Consider the following 23,153-nt stretch of genomic DNA (forward strand, 5'->3'; position numbering starts at 1 on the left):
GATGTCCGTCAACGCACCCGTCCTCGTCTTCATGGGCGTCGCCAGCACCGGAAAGTCGACCGTGGCAGCGATGCTCGCCGGCCGTCTCGGCTGGGCGTTCGAAGAGGGCGACGACCTGCATCCCGAGGCGAACGTCGCCAAGATGGCTGCCGGCCACGCTCTGAACGACGAGGACCGCTGGCCCTGGCTCGACCGCATCGCCGAGTGGATCGATGAGCGCATCGACGCCGGCGAGCCCGGCATCGTGACCTGCTCCGCCCTGCGACGCAGCTACCGCGACGTGCTTCGCCGGGATGCGGTCACGTTCGTGCACTTCGCCGGCGAGCGCGAGCTGATCCTCGAGCGGATGCTGCGCCGCCAGGGGCACTTCATGCCCGCCACACTGCTCGACTCGCAGTTCGCGACGCTCGAGCCCCTGGAGGCGGACGAGCGGGCCATCGAGATCGACATCGCTCTGACGCCGGCTGAGCAGGCCGCTCAGATCGCGTCACGGCTGCGGTTGCACCCGGACTACTGAGACGATGCCTCGGCCCGCGACACTCTGAGTCATGAAGAACTCGATGCGGCGCGCTGTGCGGATCCTGGTCGCGGCGACGACGCTCAGCGTCGGGCTGACTGGCTGCTCGCCCTCCTCCGGCGGAACTCAGCCTGCGAACGATGCGTCGACTGCGGAGACGACCCTTGGCGCCGGTTCGGTCAGCGACGCCCCTCGTGCGAGCCCTCTCAGCTGTGATGGCGTGGCTGTGATGTTGACGGTCGATCCGCTGTCAGCCACCGCCGGGCAGACGGTCTCCGTGTCAGTGCATCCCCCCGAGTGCCTCGACGAGCTCTGGGCGGGCGAGGTGATCATCCGCTCCCCCGAGGGCGATCTGCGCACCGGTTCACGTCTCGAGGTCGGAGCGACCTCGGTGTCGGTCGAGGTGCCGCCCGATCTCACGGGGACGCCGATGCTGATGCTCGTACCCGATCTCGATTGCGAGCGATCAGGTGCGACCGGCGACTGCCACTATCCATACGCGGAGATCGAGATCCGCGCCGCTACTCCGTGAGCAGACCCAGCCCTGCGATCCCCTCGACGACCAGGTCGTGGTCGTCCGATGACGCAAGTCCCGACACCGTCGCGACCGCGACGACACCCACACCGTCGACGCGGATCGGCACCGACCCACCCGCGACCGCGTAGACGACCGGATCGAGCCATCCCGGCTCGTACATGTCCCGGCCGCCATTCTCGATGCGCGCTTCGAGCAGGGCAGTGCTGGTCTCGAACCTGAGAGCGGTCGCCGCCTTCTTCGCCGCCCATGCGTCGTTGTCGGCCGTCGCGCCCGGCAGAGATGCGTGGAAGAGGACCCCTGACGGGGTGCGCACGTCCACCGCGACCGGGTGACCCTCGGCCAATGCCCGTTCTGCGATCGAGCGACCCAGCTCCCATGCGTCCCTGCGGTCGAAGCGGCGCAGGACGAGTTCGACGTGCTCCTTCTCGAGCTGCGCGATCCGTGTCTGGTCACTCATGTCCGGTACCTCTCGTGTGCGTCTGTTCAGCCGAGTTCCCCGACCCGTACGGTCGAATCGGCTGCTGCCTCTGGAAGGCGTACTCGCCACCCTGACGCCCTCCGAAGGGGCGTCCGTGATCGGCGAACTCCTCACGATAGAACGCCAGCCGCCAGGATCCGATCTCGATCCGCGATCCGGTGCGCAGAATCCGGGCATCCTCCGAGCTGTGCGGCAGATTGGGCCGCCCGCCGCCGGTGGGGGCGTACGAATACAGGACGTACTCGTCGTCCTCGTTGTGGCGGACTTCGGCGTGCAGCGCCTCCACTCCCTCGAGCCGCAGGTCGGCGTCCTTGCCCGAGCCGATCGTCGTCCGTCCGGGAAGGAGATCGAACTCACGCGGCCTGGTGCTGTTCCAGTCGCCGTTCCCGACCGCGAAGATCAGCCGTGGTCGACCGGATCCGGGAAGGTAGTGGGTGGTCGTCACCCGCCGCGGCACCCGACGTGCCACCGTGGGAACGAGGGGGAAGAGAGTGGGCGGCGGGGCGGGGAGGCGGAACCGGCTGCCATCGTCCCGGTGCTTCACCTCCGAGAGCAGCGCCGACAGATGTCCGAGCCTGATGTGCGACGACCCGGCGATCGCACGGCCGACAGGCCCTGACCTGACGTCGCCGAGCTGGAGCAGAGTCCCCTTCGGCCCTTCCACACGCACGCTGAGGCCTCGTCGCGACAAGGCATCGGCGAGAGGTGCCAGCTGCGTGAGCTCGCGGCGACCCATGCCGGTGAGGCCCGCAGTGGACTCGAACGAGATGACGACCTCCCGACCCGCGGCACGCACCGTGAAGCGAGTCGGAGATGCGCCGTCCGAAGCGACGTGCTCGACCTTCAGGTCGATATCGAGACGGATCATGGTGGCAGGCAGTCAGGCCGGCCGGCTCTCGCCGGACTCGCTGTCGCTGGTCGTCACGCGCAGCGTGCCGTTGAACTTCCACGTCGCGCGAGGCGCATCCGGCCCGATGTCCCGAGGGACTTCCACGGTCATGTCCTCGAACGTGTAGTTGACCGCCGCTCCGCGACCGGTCAGATAGGCCCACATCTCTCGGCCGAGATCCGTCCAGTCCGTGATCGATGCTCCACTCGGCCCCGAGGCCTCGGAGAACAGTTCGGACGTTTCCTTCTCATCACTCATGGGGTGCTCCTTCGCTGGTGCCCGGTGGTGTTGAAGCGATTATGCGCGCCCCCGATCACTCTGTCCATATGTTTTTGAATACAGTCCAGAAACTCTCTTCCGCTCTCCGAGGCAGCTCAGAGAAACTTCGCGGCCGGTGCATCCAAACGGCGGTGACCAGCGGAATAACCCTGTGTCACGACACTCGCCGTGACCCCGATCGACAATGGAGTTGAACGATGACTGGAAAGATCCGCGCCTCCCTCGCAGGGGTGGCCGCACTCGCCCTCGTCCTGACCGCCGCGCCCGCTCAGGCAGCCGAGACAGCACGCCCCTCGGGGAGCATCGTCGATGTTCTCGTCACCGCCTCAGAAGGAGGCGCTCCAGACCGAAACGCCAACGACTACGACCTGCTCGTCCAGGCGGTGCTCGCCACCGGCCTCGACAGCACGCTCGCAGATCCGGCGGGAACGTTCACCGTCTTCGCTCCGAACGATCGAGCCTTCCTGCGGCTGGTGTCCGACCTGACGGGCACCGCACCCGCATCCGAGGCGGCGGCACTGACCACGCTCACGACCGCCTTCACCACCGACCAGATCGCCGACATCCTGCTGTACCACGTCGTCGCAGGCAAGAAGCTGGGCCCGATCAAGGTCATCACGTCGAAGTCGCTCACCATGGCCAACGGCGGGGTCGTCCGGCCGCGCGGCGTCTTCTTGCGTGACGAGAGCCCCACCCTGCGGGACCCGGCCCTGGTGCTGTGGCGCGTGAACATCACCGCGAACAATGGAGTGATCCACACGATCGATCGCGTCCTGGTTCCTGCGATGTGAGCACGCCGTGAAAAGGAAACGCCCCCGAGGACGGGGGCGTTTCTCCGGCTCGTGGATCTCGTGATCGAGAACGACGGACAGAGGGTGGGGTTTTCCCGTATCTCCCCGAGTCCTACCCTTTACAGGGATCGGGGCCCGCGATTCCTACGCGTTCCCACGCGTTCCTTTCGCGATTCCCACGGATACCCCCGACTGCCCTACTCCTGCTTGAGGTGCCAGCGGGCGAAACTCAGGATTCGGCCGCGGTGCCGTCGTCCTCAGGTTCTGGCTCTCCCCAGGGCTGCAGCGCGAGGGCCGCAGCGATGGCACGGTCTCGGGCGGCCGTCCACCTCGCCGCTTCTTGCGACCCGAACGATGTCGCGACATCGCGGAGCTTGTCACCGACCAGAACGCAGGCCGCGCTCAGCGCGGTCTTCGTCGGACAAGGAACGCAGCGCGGTCTCGATGACTGAGGCCATGTGTTGGCTCTGCTGCTCCAGGTTGTCGAAATGCAATTCTGTTCCCCGGGCACCGCGGAGGATCGCAGCTTGGATGACAGGGTCGTTGAATCGGTCGAAGTTCGCCGGCGACAGGACATGGCCGAACCCGGGCTGTTCGAACAGTGAGAACTTGGCGTCTTTTGAGTGACGTGCGCGATGCAGCACCGACGAGATGGTGAAGTACACCTCCGCGTGACTGGCGGTCGTCATGTCGCCGATCTCGGGCTCCCAGAACGCGAAGTTCGGATTGAGAGTCATCGGCAGCACCATGCCCGAAGTCCCGTAGTTGCTCGGTAGGAAACCGGACCGGTCACCGAGAGGCGCCTAATTGGCGTCCCAGAGTGTGTATCCAATGACGCCAGCGGGGATGAAATCCTGAGCAGCCGTCAGCTCGTTCTCCATGCCGACGATCCGGCCGGTGTCGCGGGAGATGAGAACCGTGTCATGGTAGGTCGTTGCCGGGTCCGCGACGCGCAATCCGATGACATCGCGCCCCAGTCGGTCCGTTGACTCGCCCAGGACGGTGACACCACCGGCCTCGACCAGCCGGTCGATGAGGATGTTGTGCTGCTCATTCGTCAAGGTCCAATAGCTCAACAGCCGGCCGATGACGACGAGGACCTCGCCCGATGATGAGGACTCCGTCGCGCCGAGGCTGGTGAGTGCCTTGTCCATCGACTCGCGAGACCCGTCATTCAGGTTCATCACATCGGCGGGGATCTTCAGATCCTGTGGTGCCGTCACCAGCTGTGTGATGGTGTCACCCGGTTGATACGGGCTCTCCTCGATGCCTTCGGGTCGCACACCGGCTGGCCAGTGAGAGTCCCCGGCGATGATGGTGCTGCGGGACCCGGTCTCGGGCGCCCACTCGAATGTGACCCTCTGGGGCACAGACTCGACGCGTTCTTTCGCCAGGTCGATACTCCACCCCCACACGAGCGAGGAGACTCGACGTTCCTGGACCACGCTCGCCGTCGACCCGAGGCGCTCCTTCGCCTCCTGCACGACTGTCGCAAGCGGCTGAGCGTTGTCATACTGCAACGGCGGAGGTGTGAGCGCTGTGGCCCGCTGGGCCGGTGCGAGAACGTTGGTCGCGACGATCACAATGGCCACGATGGCCGCCACTGCGACGGCAAAGCGCCCCCACGCCCATCCTCGCCGTTGTCGCGCGGGGGCGTACGTGCCTCGGATGATGCTCTCGCGCACAGCGATGGCCTGAACACTGAGCTCGTCAGCGGACGCCGCGGCGGGGTTGACAGCACGGAGCAGGCGGTCGATCTCGTCGTCAGGAATGTTCACGATCTCCGCTCCCTCGGTTCAAGCTGTGCCCGCAGTTTCGCTCGTGCGCGAGTGAGGGTCGTCCACACAGCCGCCTGACTGGAACGAAGGACATCGGCGATCTCTCCGGCGCTGAGCTCATCCCAGTAGGTGAGGACAACGACCTGTCGCTCTCGGGCGCTGAGCGACTTCATCGCCTGTTGCAGCGCCAACGCGTCCAGCGGATGGATGGTGTCAGCTGCGCTGCGCAGTCCGCGGGTGAGAGCTTCCATCGCCCGCGCGCGAGAGTGAGCCTTTCGGTCGACGTCACGTAGCTTGTTGTCGGCGGTGCGGATGAACCATCGCAAGCCCATCGGCTTCACCGCGTCCAACTTCCGCCATGCGATGACGAACACCTCAGCTGCGATCTCGTTGACCTCGTCGGAGTTGTCGAGGTAGCACTCGAGATGCCGGTGCACCTTCGGCCAGTACTCGTTGAACAGCGACCGGAAGACCACGGCCTTGTTCGGGGCCGGTGCACCTGCAGCAATATGTGTCGGGCCGAATGGGAACTCTTCAGCGACAGCGAAGACGACACGGAGTCCGTCCCCGAACCCCCATCGCATCACTGCAGCCGCCTCACTCATCGCACGTACCTTTCAGGCTAACCCGACTAAAGAGTGCAGAGGAGGTTCGTCGTGCCGGTTCCCACATCGGTTGAACTGTTCGGACCGGCGGTCCCGAGGACGGTCGCGGCGGAGTTGCGCGCGCGAACCAAACCAGAACTGCGCCCGTTAGCGATAGACCCGACCGACCGAAGCGCCGAGGTGTTCACGTTCGTGCAGATGGTGAACGTCAGTTTCGATCCACTCATCCCGCTCCCGCTGTACGCGCAGTACGTGCCCGTGGCGCAGTTTCCCACTGCGCGGGCTGAGGTCGACTCGGTGGTGAGCGTCATCCCTAGTTCGGGCCACACCACCGTGGTGTCGCTGAGGGCGATACCGCCCGGCACCGCCTCCAGCGCATACTCGACATCGGGATGGAAGTCGTCGGACGCGTGCGCGACGGCGGGGCTCAAAGTCGCGGCGACGAGCACTGCGACAGCGACGCTGAGGATTCGTTTCATGATGCCTCCGAGGCAGGCGGGCGTGGACCGCGTACACACACGGGTCAGGGCGTGGGTGCGCCCGTAATTCAGTATCTGCCGAGGCGTGTTCGCAGCCGGTGGCTAGGAGGCGCCCTTGCAGCTGCCGCAGAATCCTTACAAACATTTTCGGAGGGTGTCACCCCGGACAACGGTCCAGAGAAGACCTGGGACGCTAAAACCTCCCGTCGCGATTCAGTCTGCCTATGCTCGCGAACGAGGGTTTCGGGGGGCTTTTGCACGACACGCGAATTCCTCACCTCCCGCTTCGAGGTGCGAATCACGTCGGCGCACGCGTAATGACCGCGCCCCGGGGATCGCCTACCTGAGGGCCTGCTACGTCGAGACTGAGCTCGCCCTGCGACGCTCTCGTCGCGCTTGTTGTCTCATCGGGTGAGCTGCCACTGCCCGACGGTCGCGCACAGTGCGACCCAGCCAGCCCAGGGACCTCTGGGCGGCCTGCCGACAGCTCACGCAAGAAGCAGAACTGGCACCGAAACGAGGAAAGCCCCCGGTATTCCCGGGGGCTTTCCTCGTTTGACCTGGCATTCTGAGATACGAGAACAAAATCCTCGAGATCCGGGAATACCCCATGGTGGCGAGTGAGGGATTCGAACCCCCGAATGCTGAGCAGTCTGATTTACAGTCAGATCCCTTTGGCCGCTTGGGTAACTCGCCAGAGCGCACCCGTCCGACTTCGACAGCCAACCGGGGGCACGATAGATAATCATACCTGCCGAGGGCAAGCGTGAGAAATCGAACGCTCAGCTGCCGAACACGCCGCGATCGGCGTCAGCGATCGACTCCGGAGTCCGCAGCAGGCCGCCCTCGGCTCGGCACGTCGCAGCGGCCACATCCATGGCTCGATCGAGCAGGTGCTGCCAGCCTTCCGCATCGGAGGGTGTCCCCTGAGCAAGGCCGGCCGCCACGGCCGCGAGAGTCGCATCTCCGGCTCCCACGGTGTCGACGACGCGACCGGGCAGCGTCGAGATGGGCGCCGTGACGATGCCGGCATCCGACTCGAGGGCTGCACCATCGGCGCCTGCGGTCGCGAGCACCGCGCTCACCCCGAGCGCGCGCAGCCGCGCCCTCAGCGCATCGAGATCGCCGTCATAGAGGAGAGCCGCATCATCGGCGCCGATCTTGACGATCGACGCTCCTGCGGCGGCGCGCTCGAAGCCCTGCACGAACTCGGCACGGTCGCTCAGCATCCCCGACCGTGGGTTCGGGTCGACAGCGAGGCGAGTGTCGCCGACGGCGTCGAGCAGGGCGTCGACCTCACCGGGCACGTCGAAGGGGAAGCAGCTGACGGCCACGAGATCCGAATCGGCGATCGCACGGACAGCCTCGTCGGAATAGCGGATGCTGCGCCGCTGCGCGGCCTCGTTGAACACGTAGACGGGCTCGCCGTCGGGACCACGCTGCACGATCGCCCGGGACGAGCCCAGCGGCGCCTCGCCGGCGATCAGCCGCACGTCGTGATCGTCGAGGTATTCGCGAATGTGCGCCCCCGCTTCGTCGTCCCCGACCATCGCGATCAGGGTGGTCGGCACACCGAGCCTGCGAAGACCGACGGCGACGTTCAGTGCCGCGCCGCCGACCAGCTCACGCACCCCGCCGACGTCGTGGATCTCGTCGATCAGCGCGTCTCCGACGACGACTGCACCGGGCATACGGGAGGAATCATCACTCATTCCGCCGACACTACCGCGAGAGCGGCTTCTTCGGCGGTTCGGTCAGCCTCCCTGCGCGGGCTGGGCACAGCGCTACGGTGAGCGCATGAACGCTCGAATCGCCGCCGGCGCTGCGGCTCTCCTGCTCCTCGCCGTGCTCACCGGCTGCGATCCGACCGGTTCGGGCACCACTCCGTCGAACGATTCCGCTGAACCGTCGTCGAGTCCGGGACCGGACGAATCGGAGAGCCCGTCGCCCTCCCCCACACCGACAGAGACTCCGATCGCTCTGCCGACCGACTGCAGGGCGATCCTCTCGGACGACGTGCTCGCACAGCTCGAGGGAGTGCCACTCAATGACGCGGCGTTCGGACCGTCCGGGGTCGGAGACGACGGCGAGCTCACCTGCATCTGGGCGGATCCGAAGGCGGACACCACCCGGCTGGTCACCACCATCTCCCTGATGAGCCGAGGGCCGGCCCTCGACATGCTGAACGCTCTCGTGGCCGACGAGGGCTACACGTGCTTCACTCCCGACGGCGGCACGCGCTGCGAGAAGACCTGGCAGAACGAGCAGTACCCTGTCACCGACGGTCGCACCCTCTTCTGGCGGGACGACGTGCTGATCGACTCCCAGTACTCGAATCTCGCGCCCGAGGGATACACCTCGAGCATCGTGGCGCACCTCTTCGACTGATCCGTCGCCCTGTCCACGGCAGGACACCCCGGATCCGGGCACGAAGAAGGCCCCGGGCGAATCGCCCGGGGCCTTCTCACTCACTCACTCGATCAGTTGTACGTACCCGGCGTGATGTCGTCCGTCGAGAACGCGTCGAAGTCGACGTAACCGAAGTCGCCGTCGGCGTACGCACCGTCGGATGCGAAGATCCGGTTCGGGTAGCGCTCGCTCTTGGCTTCCTCCGTCGCCTCGACCGTGACGTCGCGGTACTTCGAGAGACCGGTTCCGGCGGGGATGAGCTTTCCGATGATGACGTTCTCCTTGAGACCGACCAGCGGGTCGCGCTTGCCCTCCATGGCGGCCTGCGTGAGAACGCGGGTCGTCTCCTGGAAGGAAGCGGCCGACAGCCACGACTCGGTCGCGAGCGACGCCTTCGTGATACCCATCAGCTCCGGACGGCCGGACGCGGGGCGCTTGCCCTCTGCCACAGCCTCGCGGTTGATCGCCTGGTAGCGCTTGAGGTCGACCATCTCACCCGGGAGCAGGGTCGTGTCGGCGTGATCGACGACGGTGACCTTGCGGAGCATCTGACGGACGATGACCTCGATGTGCTTGTCGTGGATCGGCACACCCTGCGAGCGGTAGACGCCCTGGACGCCGCCGACGAGGTAACGCTGCACCTCGCGGGCACCCATGACGCGCATGACCTCCTTGGGGTCGAGCGTTCCGACCAGGAGAGGCTGACCGACCGTGACGTGCTGACCGTCCTCGACCAGAAGCGTCGCACGCTTCAGGACCGGGTAGATCACTTCCTCGTCACCGTTGTCGGGCGTCAGGATGACCTTCTTGGCCTTGTCCGTCTCGTCGATCGTGATGCGGCCATCGGCCTCGGCGATCGGCGATGCGGCCTTCGGGGTGCGAGCCTCGAAGAGCTCCTGCACGCGGGGCAGACCCTGCGTGATGTCATCTGCCGATGCCGAACCACCGGTGTGGAACGTACGCATCGTCAGCTGGGTACCGGGCTCACCGATCGACTGTGCCGCGATGATGCCGACGGCCTCGCCGATGTCGACGGTCTTACCCGTCGCGAGCGAACGGCCGTAGCACTGCGCGCAGACACCGACGGCGGAGTCGCAGGTGAGGACCGAGCGCACCTTGATGCTCTCGACACCGAGACCGACCAGCTTGTCGATGAGAACGTCACCCACGTCGTCGCCGGCAGAGGCGAGGACCTCGCCCTTGCTGTCGACCACGTCGGAGGCCAGCGTACGAGCGAACACCGAGTTCTCGACGTTCGCGTCGCGCACGAGCTCACCCTGCGAGTTCGGAGCGGCGATCGGGAGCTCGAGGCCCTTCGACGTGCCGCAGTCCTCTTCGCGGATGATGACGTCCTGCGAGACATCCACCAGACGACGGGTCAGGTAACCCGAGTCGGCGGTACGCAGAGCGGTGTCGGCGAGACCCTTACGGGTACCGTGCGTCGCGATGAAGTACTCCGCAACCGACAGACCCTCGCGGTACGAGGAGATGATCGGACGCGGGATGATCTCACCCTTGGGGTTGTTCACCAGACCACGCATACCGGCGATGTTCCGGATCTGCAGCCAGTTACCACGAGCACCCGACGACACCATGCGGTTGATGGTGTTGTCCTCGGGGAAGTTGGCCTTCATCGCAGCCTGGACCTCGTCGGTCGCCTCGGTCCAGATCTTGATGAGCTCCTGACGACGCTCGACGTCGGTCGTGAGGCCCTTCTCGTACTGGGACTGGACCTTCGCGGCCTGCTTCTCGTAGCCCGCGACGATCTCAGCCTTGTTCGGCGGCGTGAGGATGTCGCTCAGGGCGACGGTCACACCCGAGCGCGTGGCCCAGTAGAAACCTGCGTCCTTGATGCGGTCCAGCGACGCGGCCGTCTCGACCTTGGGGTACTCCTCGGCCAGCTTGTTGACGATCTGCGACAGCTTGTTCTTGTCAGCCTGCTCGCGGACGAACGGGTATCCCTTGGGCAGCGTGTCGTTGAAGATCGCCTGACCGAGCGATGCGTCGACGAGACCGTGACGCTCGTAGCCCTCGGGAGCTTCGCCCTCGAGGAACGTGAGACCCGGGATGCGGATGCGGACCTTGGCCTGCAGGTCGAGGGTTCCCTCGTCCTTCGCCAGGATCGCCTCGCCCACCGAACCGAATGCACGGCCCTCACCGGCTGCGCCCGCCTTGACCGTGGTCAAGTGGTGCAGACCGATGATCATGTCCTGCGAAGGCAGGGTGACCGGGCGTCCGTCGGACGGCTTCAGGATGTTGTTCGACGCGAGCATGAGCACGCGGGCCTCGGCCTGAGCCTCGACCGACAGCGGCAGGTGGACAGCCATCTGGTCACCGTCGAAGTCGGCGTTGAACGCCGCGCAGACGAGCGGGTGCAGCTGGATGGCCTTGCCCTCGACGAGCTGAGGCTCGAAGGCCTGGATGCCGAGACGGTGCAGCGTGGGCGCACGGTTGAGCAGCACCGGACGCTCGCGGATGATCTCCTCGAGCACGTCCCAGACCTCGGGACGCGTGCGCTCGACGGCGCGCTTGGCCGCCTTGATGTTCTGCGAGTGACCGAGGTCGATCAGGCGCTTGATGACGAACGGCTTGAAGAGCTCCAGAGCCATCTGCTTGGGCAGACCGCACTGGTGCAGCTTCAGCTGCGGGCCGACGATGATGACCGAACGGCCCGAGTAGTCGACGCGCTTGCCGAGCAGGTTCTGGCGGAAACGACCCTGCTTACCCTTCAGCATGTCGCTGAGGGACTTCAGGGCACGGTTACCGGTACCGGTGACGGGACGACCACGGCGACCGTTGTCGAACAGTGCGTCGACGGCCTCCTGCAGCATCCGCTTCTCGTTGTTGACGATGATCTCGGGAGCACCGAGGTCGATCAGACGACGAAGACGGTTGTTGCGGTTGATCACACGACGGTAGAGGTCGTTGAGGTCGGAGGTCGCGAAGCGGCCACCGTCGAGCTGCACCATCGGGCGCAGCTCCGGCGGGATCACCGGAACGACGTCGAGGACCATGGCGGCCGGGCTCATGCCGGTCTCCAGGAACGAGTTGACGACCTTCAGACGCTTGATCGCGCGGATCTTGCGCTGGCCCTTGCCCTCGGAGATCTGCAGGTGCAGGCTCTCCGCCTCGGCTGCCAGGTCGAACGCCGCGAGGCGACGCTGGATCGACTCGGCGCCCATGTAGGCCTCGAAGTACTGACCGAAGCGGTCCTGCAGCTCGTGGAAGACGTCGTCCTCGGGACGCAGTGCGCCGACCTCGAGCGTGCGGAAGTCCTCCCACACGCGCTCGAGCTTGGCGATCGCCTCGTCGGCACCCTTGCGGATGAGCGACATCTCCTTCTCGGCGGCGTCCTTGACCTTCTTCTTCGCGTCGGCCTTGGCGCCCTCCGCCTCGAGGGAAGCGAGCTCCTCCTCCAGGCGAGCCAGGCGCTCGGCGATCTTCGCGTCGCGGCGGTCTCCGAGCGTCTTCAGCTCGAGACGGATGTTGTTCTCCTGCGTGCCCAGGTCGCGGTGACGAGCATCCTCGTCGACCGAGATGACCATGTAGGCGGCGAAGTAGATGACCTTCTCGAGGTCCTTCGGCGCCATGTCGAGCAGGTACCCGAGACGCGAGGGAACACCCTTGAAGTACCAGATGTGGGTGACGGGAGCGGCGAGCTCGATGTGACCCATGCGCTCACGACGGACCGAGGACTTGGTGACCTCGACGCCGCAGCGCTCGCAGACGATGCCCTTGAAGCGGACACGCTTGTACTTGCCGCAGGCGCACTCCCAGTCGCGGGACGGGCCGAAGATCTGCTCTCCGAAGAGACCGTCCTTCTCCGGCTTCAGGGTGCGGTAGTTGATGGTTTCAGGCTTCTTGACCTCGCCGTAGGACCAGGCGCGGATGTGGTCCGCGGTGGCCAGGCCGATGCGAAGCTCATCGAAAGTGTTTGACTCGAGCACAAATTCTCCTGTGTAGGAATTCTTCTGAAGAAATCGGGGAGGTGGGCCGCCGACCGGGCGTGACGCGCGGTCGGCGGCCTGGACCTTAGATCTCGTCGATCGAGGCGGCCTCGAAGCGGCTGGAGATGTTGATGCCGAGTTCCTCCGCAGCGCGGAAGGCCTCGTCGTCGGTGTCACGCAGGTTGACGAGCGTGCCGTCTGCCGAGAGGACCTCGACGTTCAGGCAGAGCGACTGCATCTCCTTCATGAGCACCTTGAAGGACTCGGGGATGCCGGGCTCCTGGATGTTCTCACCCTTGACGATCGCCTCGTACACCTTGACGCGGCCGAGGATGTCGTCGGACTTGATCGTGAGGAGCTCCTGGAGCGCGTATGCGGCGCCGTAGGCCTCGAGGGCCCACACCTCCATCTCACCGAATCGCTGGCCACCGAACTGCGCCTTACCACCGAGCGGCTGCTGGGTGATCATCGAGTACGGACCCGTCGAACGTGCGTGGATCTTGTCGTCGACCAGGTGGTGCAGCTTCAGGATGTACATGTAGCCCACCGAGATCGGCGCCGGGAACGGCTCACCGGAGCGGCCGTCGAACAGCTGCGTCTTTCCGGTCGAGTCGATCAGGCGGATGCCGTCACGGGTCGGGGTGGTCGCGTCGAGGAGACCGGAGATCTCCTCCTCGCTCGCACCGTCGAACACCGGGGTCGCGACCTTGGTGCCGGGGGCAGCCTCGAACGCGTCCTTGGGGAGTCGCGCAGCCCACTCCGGGGTGCCTTCGACCTTCCAGCCCTGCTTCGCGATCCACCCGAGGTGGGTCTCGAGCACCTGGCCGAAGTTCATTCGACCGGGGATGCCCAGCGGGTTCAGGACGATGTCGACCGGGGTTCCGTCCGCGAGGAACGGCATGTCCTCGATCGGGAGGATCTTGGCGATGACACCCTTGTTGCCGTGACGACCGGCGAGCTTGTCACCCTCGGTGATCTTGCGCTTCTGGGCGATGTAGACCACGACGCGGCGGTTGACACCGGAGCCGAGCTCGTCGTCGCCGTCCTCGGCGTTGAACTCCTTGACGGCGATGATCGTGCCCTGCTCGCCGTGGGGCACCTTGAGAGAGGTGTCACGGACTTCGCGGCTCTTCTCGTTGAAGATCGCGCGGAGCAGACGCTCTTCCGCCGACAGCTCGGTCTCGCCCTTCGGCGTGACCTTGCCGACGAGGATGTCGCCGGGGCGGACCTCGGCACCGATGCGGATGATGCCGCGCTCGTCGAGATCCTTCAGGAGCTCGGGGCTGACGTTGGGGAGGTCACGGGTGATCTCCTCCTTGCCGAGCTTCGTGTCGCGCGCGTCGACCTCGTACTCCTCGATGTGGATCGAGGAGAGGGTGTCGTCCTTGACCAGGTCCTGGCTCAGGATGATCGCGTCCTCGAAGTTGTAGCCCTCCCACGTCATGAACGCGACGAGGAGGTTCTTTCCGAGTGCCAGTTCGCCGTTCTCGGTGGCGGGGCCATCGGCGATGACCTCTCCGACCTCGACGCGGTCGCCCTCGTTGACGACGACCTTCTGGTTGTACGACGTGCCCTGGTTCGAGCGGTCGAACTTGCGCAGGTGGTAGTCCTGCGTTCCACCCTCGTCGAGCATGACGGTGACGCGGTCTGCGGAGACCTCGGTGACGACACCCGGCTTCTCAGCCGTGAGCACGTCGCCGGCGTCGATGGCCGTGTAGCCCTCCATACCGGTTCCGACGAGCGGCGAGTCGCTGCGGAGCAGCGGCACAGCCTGACGCTGCATGTTGGCGCCCATGAGTGCGCGCTGTGCGTCGTCGTGCTCGAGGAAGGGCACGAGCGAGGTCGCGACCGACACCATCTGGCGCGGCGAGACGTCGATGTAGCCGATCTCCTCCGGAAGGAAGAGGTCCACCTCACCGCTACCGCCCTTGGGGCGCGCGAGGACGTGGCTCTCGCGGAAGCGACCGTTCTTGTCGAGCGGGGCGTTCGCCTGCGCGATGTTGAAGTCGACCTCTTCGGAAGCGGTCAGGTAATCGATGTGCTCGGTGACGACGCCACCCTCGACCTTGCGGTACGGGGTCTCGATGAAACCGAACGAGTTGATGCGCGCGAACGTCGCGAGAGCACCGATCAGACCGATGTTCGGGCCTTCAGGGGTCTCGATGGGGCACATGCGGCCGTAGTGCGACGGGTGGACGTCACGGACCTCGACGCCTGCGCGGTCACGGCTCAGACCACCGGGGCCGAGAGCCGAGAGGCGGCGCTTGTTGGTCAGACCCGCGAGCGGGTTGTTCTGGTCCATGAACTGCGACAGCTGCGAGGTTCCGAAGAACTCCTTGATCGCGGCGACGACGGGGCGCACGTTGATCAGGGTCTGCGGCGTGATCGCCTCGATGTCCTGCGTGGTCATGCGCTCGCGGACGACGCGCTCCATGCGGGACAGACCGGTGCGGACCTGGTTCTGGATCAGCTCGCCGACCGCGCGGATGCGACGGTTGCCGAAGTTGTCGATGTCATCGGTCGCGATGCGGATGTCGGCCTTCTTGCCCGAGCGGATGCCGGGGAAGGTCTCTTCCGTGCCTGCGTGCAGACGCACGAGGTACTTGATCGTCGCGACGATGTCCTGAACCGTGAGGACCGAGTCGGTCAGCGGAGCGTCGAGACCGAGCTTGTGGTTGATCTTGTAACGACCCACCTTCGCGAGGTCGTAGCGCTTCGGGTTGAAGTAGAAGTTGTCGAGGAGCGCGCGGGCGGCCTCGGCGGCGACCTGCTCGCCCGGACGCAGCTTGCGGTAGATGTCGCGGAGCGCATCTTCCTTCGTGACGATCGTGTCCTTCGCGAGCGTCTCCTCGATCGAGGTGTAGCCGGCGAACTCCGTGAGGATCTCCTCGCTGGTCATGCCCAGCGCCTTGAGGAACACGGTGACCGACTGCTTGCGCTTGCGGTCGACGCGCACGCCGACCTGGTCGCGCTTGTCGATCTCGAACTCGAGCCATGCACCACGGCTCGGGATGACGCGAGCCGACACGATGTCCTTGTCGGACGTCTTGTCGGGGGTCTTGTCGAAGTACACACCGGGCGAACGCACGAGCTGCGAGACGACGACGCGCTCGGAGCCGTTGATGATGAACGTTCCCTTGTCGGTCTGCAGCGGGAAGTCGCCCATGAAGACCGTCTGGGTCTTGATCTCACCCGTGAGGTGGTTCATGAACTCGGCCTCGACGTACAGCGGAGCGGCGTACGTCTTGCCGCGCTCCTTGCACTCCTCGATCGAGTACTTCTCCGGCTCGAGGTAAGGGTTGGTGAACGACAGCTGCATCGTCTCGCCGAGGTCCTCGATCGGAGAGATCTCCTCGAAGATCTCGCCGAGACCGCTGTTCTCGTTCACGTCGGTGCGGCCGGCCTTCTTGGCCTCTGCGACTCGAGCCTTCCAGGCGTCGTTGCCGACGAGCCATCCGAAGGATTCCGTCTGCAGAGCGAGAAGGTCAGGGACCGTCAGCGTGTCGGAGATCTTGGCGAACGAAAGACGGGAAGCTCCGCGTCCGTTCTTGGTGGTGGTGGATGTGGATGCGTTGCGAGCAGCAGCCAAGGGAATAACCTCCGTGAGCCCCGCAGGGCTTCTCGATTCCTTTGTCGTCAGGTGGAGTGTGCGCTCAAAGACTCAACGAAATGCCGACCACCATATGAGGGCACGGAGAAGCGAGCGCAACTACCAACTATACGCGCGATCTTGCGACATGGCAAGCGCAATCCTTGACCTTCTTCAGATGCTGCGGTAATGGCACCCGGAAGCGTCGTCCGTCGACCCGTGCGCCCGCCCCGGAGCTCGCGCTCGGGGCGGGACGCATCGTCGTCGTCAGGAGGCGATGTTGAGTTCGTTCCCCGGGATCGACGCCAGCAGACGTCGCGTGTACGGGTCTCGAGGATTCGTGAAGATCTCCTCCGAGGATGCCGCCTCGACGAGCGAGCCGTCCTTCATCACGCACACGTAGTCGCTGATCAGGCGGACCACGGCGAGGTCGTGGGAGATGAAGAGATAGCTGAGTCCGTACTCGGTCTGCAGGTCGCCCAGCAGGTTCAGGATCTGATCCTGCACGAGGACGTCGAGCGCTGACACGGGTTCGTCGCACACGATCAGCTCGGGCGAGAGCGCGAGCGCACGGGCGATCGCGACACGCTGACGCTGACCGCCGGACAGCTCGGACGGATACCGGCGCAGCATCGACTGCGGCAGCGCCACGTCGTCGAGCAGCTGCCGGACGCGCTTGCGCCGATCAGCGCCGCTCCCCCGCTTGTAGAAGTCCAGCGGCTCGGAGATGAGGCGCTCGATGGTGAACATCGGATTCAGGCTCGAGTACGGATCCTGGAAGATCGGCTGCACCTTCTGCCGGAAGTCCCGGGTCTCCGCGCGGGTGAGCGAGGAGACGTCCTTTCCCTCGTAGCGGATGAGACCGCTCGTCGGCTCGATGATCTTCAGCAGCATCCGCGCGGTCGTCGTCTTGCCCGAACCGGACTCGCCGACGATCGCCACCGTCTCGCCGCGCGGGATGGCGAGCGACACGTCGTTCACGGCGACGAAGTCCTCTTTCTGCCCACGGACCGGATAGACCTTGGTGAGGTTCTCGATCTCGACGATGTTGTCCGCTGTCGGCAGGGCGAGCGCGCTCGAGGCGTCCTCGGCTGCGTTCGGATCGGACGGACGCTCCTCGGCGTGGAACGCCTCCGGGCGCAGACGCGCGGCGGCCACCGACGGCGCCGCCTGCACGAGCGACTGCGTGTAGGGGTGCTGCGGATTCTCGAGGATCTGCTTCGCCGGCCCCTGCTCGACCACCTTGCCGCGGTGCATCACGATGACGCGCTCGGCACGCTCGGCCGCGAGTCCCAGATCGTGCGTGATGAGCAGCACGGCGGTGCCGAGCTCGCGCGTCATGTCGCCGATCTGGTCGAGGATCGTCTGCTGCACCGTCACGTCGAGCGCGCTCGTCGGCTCGTCCGCGATCAGCAGGCGCGGTTTGCACGCCAGGCCGATCGCGATCAGCGCGCGCTGGCGCATGCCGCCGGAGAACTCGTGCGGGTACTGCTTCGCGCGCTTCTCGGGATCCGGCAGTCCGGCGGCTGTCAGCGCCTCGACGACCTTCTGCTGCACGTTCTGCCTGGTGGCGAGTCCGTGGGCGAGCAGGGTCTCGGCGACCTGGGTGCCGATCTTCGCGACCGGATTCAGGTTCGACATGGGGTCCTGCGGCACGAGGCCGATGTCGCGCCCGCGGATGGTGCGCAGCTCGCTCTCGGGAGCGCGGGTGATGTCCTTGCCGTCGAGGCGGATGCTGCCGCCGGCCACGCGCCCGCCACCGGAGAGCAGGCCGATGATGGCCATGGCAGTCGTCGACTTGCCCGACCCCGACTCCCCCACGATCGCGACGGTCTGGCCCGGCGCGATCTCGAGGTCGACTCCCTCGACGGCGTGCACGACGCCGTCCATGGTGGCGAAGTCGACCGCCAGCCCTTCGACGGACAGCAGCGGAGCGTCCGTGGTCCGTGTCTCTTTCGCAGCGTTCATCGTGCTCTCGTCCTCGGGTCCATGGCCTCGCGCAGGGCTTCACCGAACAGGGTGAAGCCGAGCGCGGTGACCGCGATGCAGATGCCGGGCAGGAATGCCAGCCATGGCGCGATGGCCAGCTCGGCCTGCGCATAGGTGAGCATGCGGCCCCACTCGGCCGTCTCGGGGCGACCGCCGCCGAGACCGAGGAACGACAGCGCCGCCGCATCGATCACCGCCGTCGCGAGCGTGAGCGTGCCCTGCACGATGACAGGTCCGATGGCGTTCGGCAGCACGTGCGACATGGTGATCTGCCCGCGACCGAGCCCCAGCGCCTGGGCGGAGAGCACGTAGTCGCTCGATCGCTGCTGCAGCATCGACGCCCGCAGGAGGCGGGCGAAGATCGGAACCTGGGATGCTCCGATGGCGATCATCACCGCGAAGGGCGTCTGGCCCAGGATCGCGGCGATGGATACCGCCAGCAGCAGGTTCGGCACCGACAGGATGATGTCGACGATGCGCATGATAAGGGTGTCGACCCATCCGCCGAACGTGCCGGCGAGGAGTCCGAGGATCATTCCGCCGACCAGACCGAGCGCGGTCGAGATCACACCGATCAGCAGCGACGCCTGCGCACCCCAGATGAGCTTGGAGAGCACATCGCCACCGAAGCGGTCGAGCCCGAGGGGGAACTCCGGCAGCTCCCCCGGACCGGGGATGTGCGTCGGCGTGATGTACTTCGCGCCGGGCAACGCCGTCTCAGGGTAAGGAGCGAGCAGTGGCGCGAGCACCGAGACGAGGACGAAGACCAGCACGATGCCGGCGCCGATCCAGGCCGTCGGGTTGCGGCGCAGGCGGCGGAACACGTCGCGCCAGAACCCCCCGGGCCCTTCTTTGAGGCCGGCCTGATTCACGGCGACCGTGTCGACGACCGAGCCGCTCGCCGCGGACGGACCCTGCGCGGGTGGGAGCGAGATGGTCATGACGCCACCCCCTTTCGGAGAACGAGACGGATCATCACTGCACCCGCACTCTCGGATCGATGAAGCTGTACGACACGTCGACGGCCAGGTTGATCAGCGCGTAGGCGATCGCGATGAAGATGATGAACCCCTGCAGCACGGGGAAGTCCCGTGTGAAGATCGCCCTCGCGAGGAAGGACCCGATGCCGGGGAACGCGAAGACGGTCTCGGTGAGCACTGCCCCCGAGATCAGGAGCCCGGTCTGCAGACCGATCGTCGTGATCACCGGCAGCATCGCGTTGCGGAGGATGAAGCGACTGCGCAGCGTCGACGAGCCGACGCCCTTCGCCCGCCCCGTCCGCACGTAGTCCGCGTTCTGCACTTCGAGCACGCTCGCCCTGGTGATGCGGACGATGATCGCGAGCGGGGTGGTGCCGAGCGCGAGTGCCGGGAGCACCAGGTGCATGAGGGCATCCCACGAGGCGTCGAACTCGCCGGTGATGATGCCGTCCCACACATAGAACCCGGTCGGATGGGTGGCGTCTATTCGTGGGTTCTGCCTGCCGTCCGACGGCAGCCAGCCGAGCTGCACGGCGAACACGTACTTGAGGATGAAGGCGAGGAAGAACACCGGGATGGTGATGCCGATGAGACTCAGCACGACCGACGCGTGGTCGGTGAACTTGCCGTGGCGGCGAGCGGCCCAGTATCCGAGCGGGATGCCCACGCCGACCGCGAAGATGAGCGCGACGACGCTCAGCTCGATCGTGGCCGGGAATCGGCGGAAGAACTCCTCCGTGACCGGCCGGTTGGTCTGGATCGATGTGCCGAAGTCGCCCTGCAGCAGGCGGCCGACCCAGATGAAGTACTGCTCGATGATGGGCTTGTTGAAGCCGTAGAGCTCGTTGACCCTCGCGATGGCCTCGGGTGTCGCCTTCTCGCCGAGAAGCGCGACGGCCGGGCCGCCGGGGAGGGCCCTGACCCAGGCGAACAGCAGGATGCTGAGGCCGATCAGGGTGGGGATGAGGAAAAGCAGTCGTCTGCCGATGGTGCGCAGCAAGAGGTCTCCGTTGATCAGAAGGTACGCCGGGCCCGGGTCCCCGCGGCGAGCGCGGGGACCCGGGTGGGCAACTCAGTCGGTCAGACCTACTCGGTGAGGACGATGTCCGTGAAGACCTCGTCGTTCACCGGGCTGGCGGGGTAGCTCTCGACACGCGGGTCGAACGCCAGTGTGGGCGCCGGGTGCGCGAGCGGGACACCGGGGATGAACTGCGCGACCATCTCGTTGATCTCCTCGTAGAGGGCCGTCTGGTCCTCGAGGTTGGAGACGCCGCGAGCCTCGTTGAGCTTCTGGAACAGCTCCGGGTTGTCGAAGCCCCACTCGGAGCTCTGCTGCCCGAAGAAGACGCCGACGAAGTTGTCCGTGTCGTTGTAGTCACCGGTCCAGCCGAGCAGGTGGATGCCGTGGTCCGACGTGCCGGTGGTGCGGTCGAGGTACTCGACCCACTCCTCCGAGACCGGGGTGGTCTCGACGCCGACCTCGGCGAGCTGCGACGAGAGGACCGTGAAGATCTGCTCGGGGTCCGGCATGTAGGGACGCGAGACGTTGACCGGGTAGTTGAAGGTCAGCTTCAGCGGGTTGGCCTCGTCGTAGCCGGCCTCTGCCAGCAGCTCCTTGGCCTTCTCGGGGTCGTAGTCGTAGGTCGTGACATCGGGGTTGTAGCCGTTGACGGTGTCGGGCACGAACTCGATCGCCTTCTCGGTGCCCTCGGGCAGGACCTGGCTGATCAGGGCATCCTTGTCGACCGCGTACGAGAGCGCCTCGCGGACCTTCGGGTCCTGCAGCTCAGGGAGCGCCTGGTTGAACGCGAGGTACAGGATCGTGAACGGAGGACGGGAGACCATGGTGAAGCCGTCGTCCTCGAGTGCCTGCGTGTCGGCCGGACCGACGAGGTCGTAGCCGTCGATGGAGCCGGACTCGAGAGCCTGACGACGCGCGGTCGGGTCGTCGATCGTGCGGAAGATGATCTCGTCGATCTGACCCGCCTCGCCCCAGTAGTCGTCGTACGCCTTGAGCGAGACCTGCTCGCCCGGCGCCCACTCGTCGAACTGGTACGGGCCGGTGCCGACCGGGTGCCCCATCGCGTACTCCGAGAGGACGGGTGCCTCGGCCGAGCCGCTGACCTCGTCAGCACCGAACTCCTGCAGGGCCGAAGGGCTCTGCATGGAGAAGGACGGCAGCGACAGCGACGCCACGAACCCTGCGAACGGCTTGTTCAGGTCGATCGTCACGGAGTAGTCGCCGTCGGGGGTGCAGGACTTGTAGACGGCGTCAGCCGGGTTCTCCGCGTAGCCCTTGAAGAGCTTGTTGTAGTAGTAGCCGAACGCCTCGGAGGCCGCGAGGCCGGTCCAGTTGAACCAGCGGTCGAAGTTCGCGCATACGGCTTCGGCGTTGAACGGCGTGCCGTCGTGGAAGGTGACGTCCTCCTTCAGCGTGAAGGTGTGGCTCATGCCGTCTTCGGACAATTCCCATGACTCGGCCAGCAGCGGTGCCGGGTCGGCCGTGCCGGGCTCGGTGCCGACGAGGCCCTCGAAGATCTGACGCGAGACGCGGAAGCTCTCGCCGTCCTGGGCGAAGGCCGGGTCGAGGCTCGCGGGGTCGGAGGACGCCGCGAACACGAAGGTTCCGTCGACATCGCCGGACGCCTCTCCGCCGTCGTCGCCGCGCTCGCTGGCGACGCATCCTGAGAGGACCATCGCGGCGACTGCCGCTCCGGTGACGGCGATGAGACCTCGCCGACGCATGACTGAGTGGTGCATTGTGTGACCTTCCTGTCGAGCGCTGCTGTGCGCGTTTCCGAAGACATCGTCGACTTCGGAAACGGTGATTCCTTGAAACTACCCAGTGCGCAGACCGATGCCAAACACCTGCAGGTTTCATTCCTGTTACGGATGTCCGGGGGTGTGGCCGATCCGGTAATCTCCAGAGCGTGCCCGACACGTCTCCCCTCGCCGTCTGCGTCGGCGAGGGCCTCGTCTCCTTCGTCCCGGCCATCGCCGCGCCCCTCGAGGACGTGCGGACGTTCCACCGCTCGCTCGCCGGGGCGGAGTGGAACACGGCGATCGCACTGGCCTCGGCCGGCATCCGCACCGCCGTCGTCTCCCGTGTGGGCGACGACGGGTTCGGGCGCTTCCTCACCGCCGAGCTGCGCCGGCACGAGGTCGACGACTCCGCCGTGGAGATCGACGCCGAGGCGCCCACCGGCCTCTACGTCAAGGAGCTGTCACCGCGTCCGGACGGCTCCGTCGACGGGACCATGCACTACTACCGCTCGGGCTCCGCGGCCGCGGCCCTGTCGCCGGCGACGCTCGACTCCCCCGCGGCATCCGCGCTGCTGTCACAGGCCGCCCTCGTGCACACCTCGGGGATCACGCCTGCTCTCTCGGACACCGCCCACGCAGCGCAGAACGCCCTCTTCGATGCGCCGCGCGACGGGCGGCTGCTCAGCTTCGACGTGAACTGGCGACCTGCGCTGTGGCGCGGGCGACAGGAGGAGGGGCGCGCGGTGATCGCGGACTACGTCCGCCGCGCCGACATCGCGTTCTGCACACGCCCCGACGCCGAGGCGGTCTTCGGCACCGGCGAGCCCGATCGACTGCGCGAGCTGTTCCCCGAACCGAGGTATCTGCTGGCCACGAGTCCAGACGGCGCTGTGGCCTTCGACGGCGCCGAGCGCACCGACAGCAGGTCGCTCGATGTCCCCGTCGTGGAGTCCATCGGCGCCGGAGATGCGTTCGCCGCCGGATTCCTGGCCGGCGTCCTGTCGGGACTCTCGCTCACCGGCAGCCTCGCTCGCGCGCACCGGATCGCGACCAGGGCACTGGTCAGCACCCGAGACCACATCGACTGATCAGCGGCGCTGTTCCTGCCGGTCGCCACGGGCA

19 protein-coding genes and 1 tRNA gene are annotated in these 23,153 nt (G+C 66.2%); 6 read left to right on the forward strand and 14 right to left on the reverse strand.

Going from position 1 to position 23,153, the window contains the following annotated elements; genetic code table 11:
• Position 1 precedes the first annotated feature (1 nt).
• Both ACZZZF_RS07485 and ACZZZF_RS07490 read left to right on the forward strand, forming a co-directional pair.
• Positions 2 to 517: a gluconokinase gene (locus ACZZZF_RS07485; RefSeq protein ID WP_372984381.1), complete on the forward strand. Its 516-nt coding sequence runs from the start codon at positions 2 to 4 to the stop codon at positions 515 to 517.
• Positions 518 to 548: 31 nt separating this feature from the next.
• Entirely contained in the window at positions 549 to 1,049 is a 501-nt protein-coding gene (locus ACZZZF_RS07490; protein ID WP_053098917.1) for a hypothetical protein, read from the forward strand.
• Here ACZZZF_RS07490 and ACZZZF_RS07495 read toward each other — a convergent pair.
• Genes ACZZZF_RS07495 through ACZZZF_RS07505 form a run of 3 tightly spaced genes read right to left on the reverse strand, consistent with a single transcriptional unit; the run spans position 1,039 to position 2,680 of the window.
• Positions 1,039 to 1,512, reverse strand: a complete 474-nt coding sequence (locus tag ACZZZF_RS07495; protein WP_400340391.1) for a heme-binding protein — start codon at positions 1,510 to 1,512, stop codon at positions 1,039 to 1,041. The genes ACZZZF_RS07490 and ACZZZF_RS07495 overlap by 11 nt on opposite strands.
• Positions 1,505 to 2,401, reverse strand: coding sequence for an FHA domain-containing protein (locus ACZZZF_RS07500; RefSeq protein ID WP_463497800.1), 897 nt, complete (start codon positions 2,399 to 2,401; stop codon positions 1,505 to 1,507). Before ACZZZF_RS07500 ends, ACZZZF_RS07495 begins: the two co-directional genes overlap by 8 nt.
• Before the next feature lie 12 nt (positions 2,402 to 2,413).
• Positions 2,414 to 2,680, reverse strand: coding sequence for a hypothetical protein (locus ACZZZF_RS07505; protein WP_053098914.1), 267 nt, complete (start codon positions 2,678 to 2,680; stop codon positions 2,414 to 2,416).
• A gap of 218 nt (positions 2,681 to 2,898) precedes the next feature.
• Between ACZZZF_RS07505 and ACZZZF_RS07510 the strand changes: the two genes are divergently transcribed.
• On the forward strand, positions 2,899 to 3,492 hold the full coding sequence (locus ACZZZF_RS07510) for a fasciclin domain-containing protein (RefSeq protein WP_463497801.1): 594 nt from the start codon (positions 2,899 to 2,901) through the stop codon (positions 3,490 to 3,492).
• 377 nt (positions 3,493 to 3,869) lie between these two features.
• Here the strand turns inward: ACZZZF_RS07510 and ACZZZF_RS07515 are convergent, their stop codons facing one another.
• Genes ACZZZF_RS07515 through ACZZZF_RS07525 form a run of 3 tightly spaced genes read right to left on the reverse strand, consistent with a single transcriptional unit; the run spans position 3,870 to position 5,875 of the window.
• The gene (locus ACZZZF_RS07515; protein WP_463497802.1) at positions 3,870 to 4,241 is read right to left on the reverse strand and encodes a hypothetical protein; all 372 of its coding nucleotides are present in this window, start codon (positions 4,239 to 4,241) and stop codon (positions 3,870 to 3,872) included.
• A 54-nt stretch (positions 4,242 to 4,295) separates the two neighbouring features.
• A complete protein-coding gene (locus ACZZZF_RS07520; protein ID WP_463497803.1) occupies positions 4,296 to 5,270 on the reverse strand; it encodes a hypothetical protein in 975 nt (324 codons plus the stop codon).
• A complete protein-coding gene (locus tag ACZZZF_RS07525) occupies positions 5,267 to 5,875 on the reverse strand; it encodes an RNA polymerase sigma factor (RefSeq protein ID WP_463497805.1) in 609 nt (202 codons plus the stop codon). The genes ACZZZF_RS07520 and ACZZZF_RS07525 overlap by 4 nt, the downstream gene beginning before the upstream one ends.
• Before the next feature lie 51 nt (positions 5,876 to 5,926).
• Here ACZZZF_RS07525 and ACZZZF_RS07530 point away from each other — a divergent pair, with 51 nt between their 5' ends.
• The gene (locus ACZZZF_RS07530) at positions 5,927 to 6,421 is read left to right on the forward strand and encodes a hypothetical protein (protein WP_053098909.1); all 495 of its coding nucleotides are present in this window, start codon (positions 5,927 to 5,929) and stop codon (positions 6,419 to 6,421) included.
• A 544-nt stretch (positions 6,422 to 6,965) separates the two neighbouring features.
• Here ACZZZF_RS07530 and ACZZZF_RS07535 read toward each other — a convergent pair.
• Positions 6,966 to 7,050 (reverse strand) — tRNA-Tyr (locus ACZZZF_RS07535).
• 86 nt (positions 7,051 to 7,136) lie between these two features.
• Positions 7,137 to 8,066: a carbohydrate kinase family protein gene (locus tag ACZZZF_RS07540; protein ID WP_463497807.1), complete on the reverse strand. Its 930-nt coding sequence runs from the start codon at positions 8,064 to 8,066 to the stop codon at positions 7,137 to 7,139.
• Between the two features lie 85 nt (positions 8,067 to 8,151).
• Here ACZZZF_RS07540 and ACZZZF_RS07545 point away from each other — a divergent pair, with 85 nt between their 5' ends.
• A complete protein-coding gene (locus ACZZZF_RS07545; protein ID WP_463497808.1) occupies positions 8,152 to 8,742 on the forward strand; it encodes a hypothetical protein in 591 nt (196 codons plus the stop codon).
• Positions 8,743 to 8,834: 92 nt separating this feature from the next.
• On the opposite strand, the gene rpoC is transcribed toward ACZZZF_RS07545, so the two are convergent.
• From rpoC to ACZZZF_RS07575, 6 genes are all read right to left on the reverse strand, one after another.
• The gene (gene rpoC / locus ACZZZF_RS07550; RefSeq protein ID WP_053098902.1) at positions 8,835 to 12,710 is read right to left on the reverse strand and encodes a DNA-directed RNA polymerase subunit beta'; all 3,876 of its coding nucleotides are present in this window, start codon (positions 12,708 to 12,710) and stop codon (positions 8,835 to 8,837) included.
• A gap of 85 nt (positions 12,711 to 12,795) precedes the next feature.
• Complete coding sequence (gene rpoB, locus ACZZZF_RS07555) at positions 12,796 to 16,299, reverse strand: DNA-directed RNA polymerase subunit beta (RefSeq protein ID WP_053098901.1); 3,504 nt, start codon at positions 16,297 to 16,299, stop codon at positions 12,796 to 12,798.
• Positions 16,300 to 16,566: 267 nt separating this feature from the next.
• Positions 16,567 to 18,267: an ABC transporter ATP-binding protein gene (locus ACZZZF_RS07560; protein WP_463497809.1), complete on the reverse strand. Its 1,701-nt coding sequence runs from the start codon at positions 18,265 to 18,267 to the stop codon at positions 16,567 to 16,569.
• Complete coding sequence (locus ACZZZF_RS07565; RefSeq protein WP_463497811.1) at positions 18,264 to 19,229, reverse strand: ABC transporter permease; 966 nt, start codon at positions 19,227 to 19,229, stop codon at positions 18,264 to 18,266. Before ACZZZF_RS07565 ends, ACZZZF_RS07560 begins: the two co-directional genes overlap by 4 nt.
• A gap of 34 nt (positions 19,230 to 19,263) precedes the next feature.
• On the reverse strand, positions 19,264 to 20,268 hold the full coding sequence (locus ACZZZF_RS07570; RefSeq protein WP_463497813.1) for an ABC transporter permease: 1,005 nt from the start codon (positions 20,266 to 20,268) through the stop codon (positions 19,264 to 19,266).
• A gap of 86 nt (positions 20,269 to 20,354) precedes the next feature.
• Positions 20,355 to 22,028 carry an ABC transporter substrate-binding protein gene (locus tag ACZZZF_RS07575; RefSeq protein ID WP_463497815.1) on the reverse strand — a complete coding sequence of 558 codons (1,674 nt, stop codon included), beginning with the start codon at positions 22,026 to 22,028 and terminating at the stop codon, positions 20,355 to 20,357.
• Positions 22,029 to 22,198: 170 nt separating this feature from the next.
• On the opposite strand from ACZZZF_RS07575, the gene ACZZZF_RS07580 reads away from it, so the two are divergent.
• Positions 22,199 to 23,119, forward strand: coding sequence for a sugar kinase (locus tag ACZZZF_RS07580; RefSeq protein ID WP_187250014.1), 921 nt, complete (start codon positions 22,199 to 22,201; stop codon positions 23,117 to 23,119).
• The last annotated feature ends 34 nt before the right edge of the window (positions 23,120 to 23,153 follow it).

The organism is Microbacterium sp. AC215 (assembly GCF_979258645.1).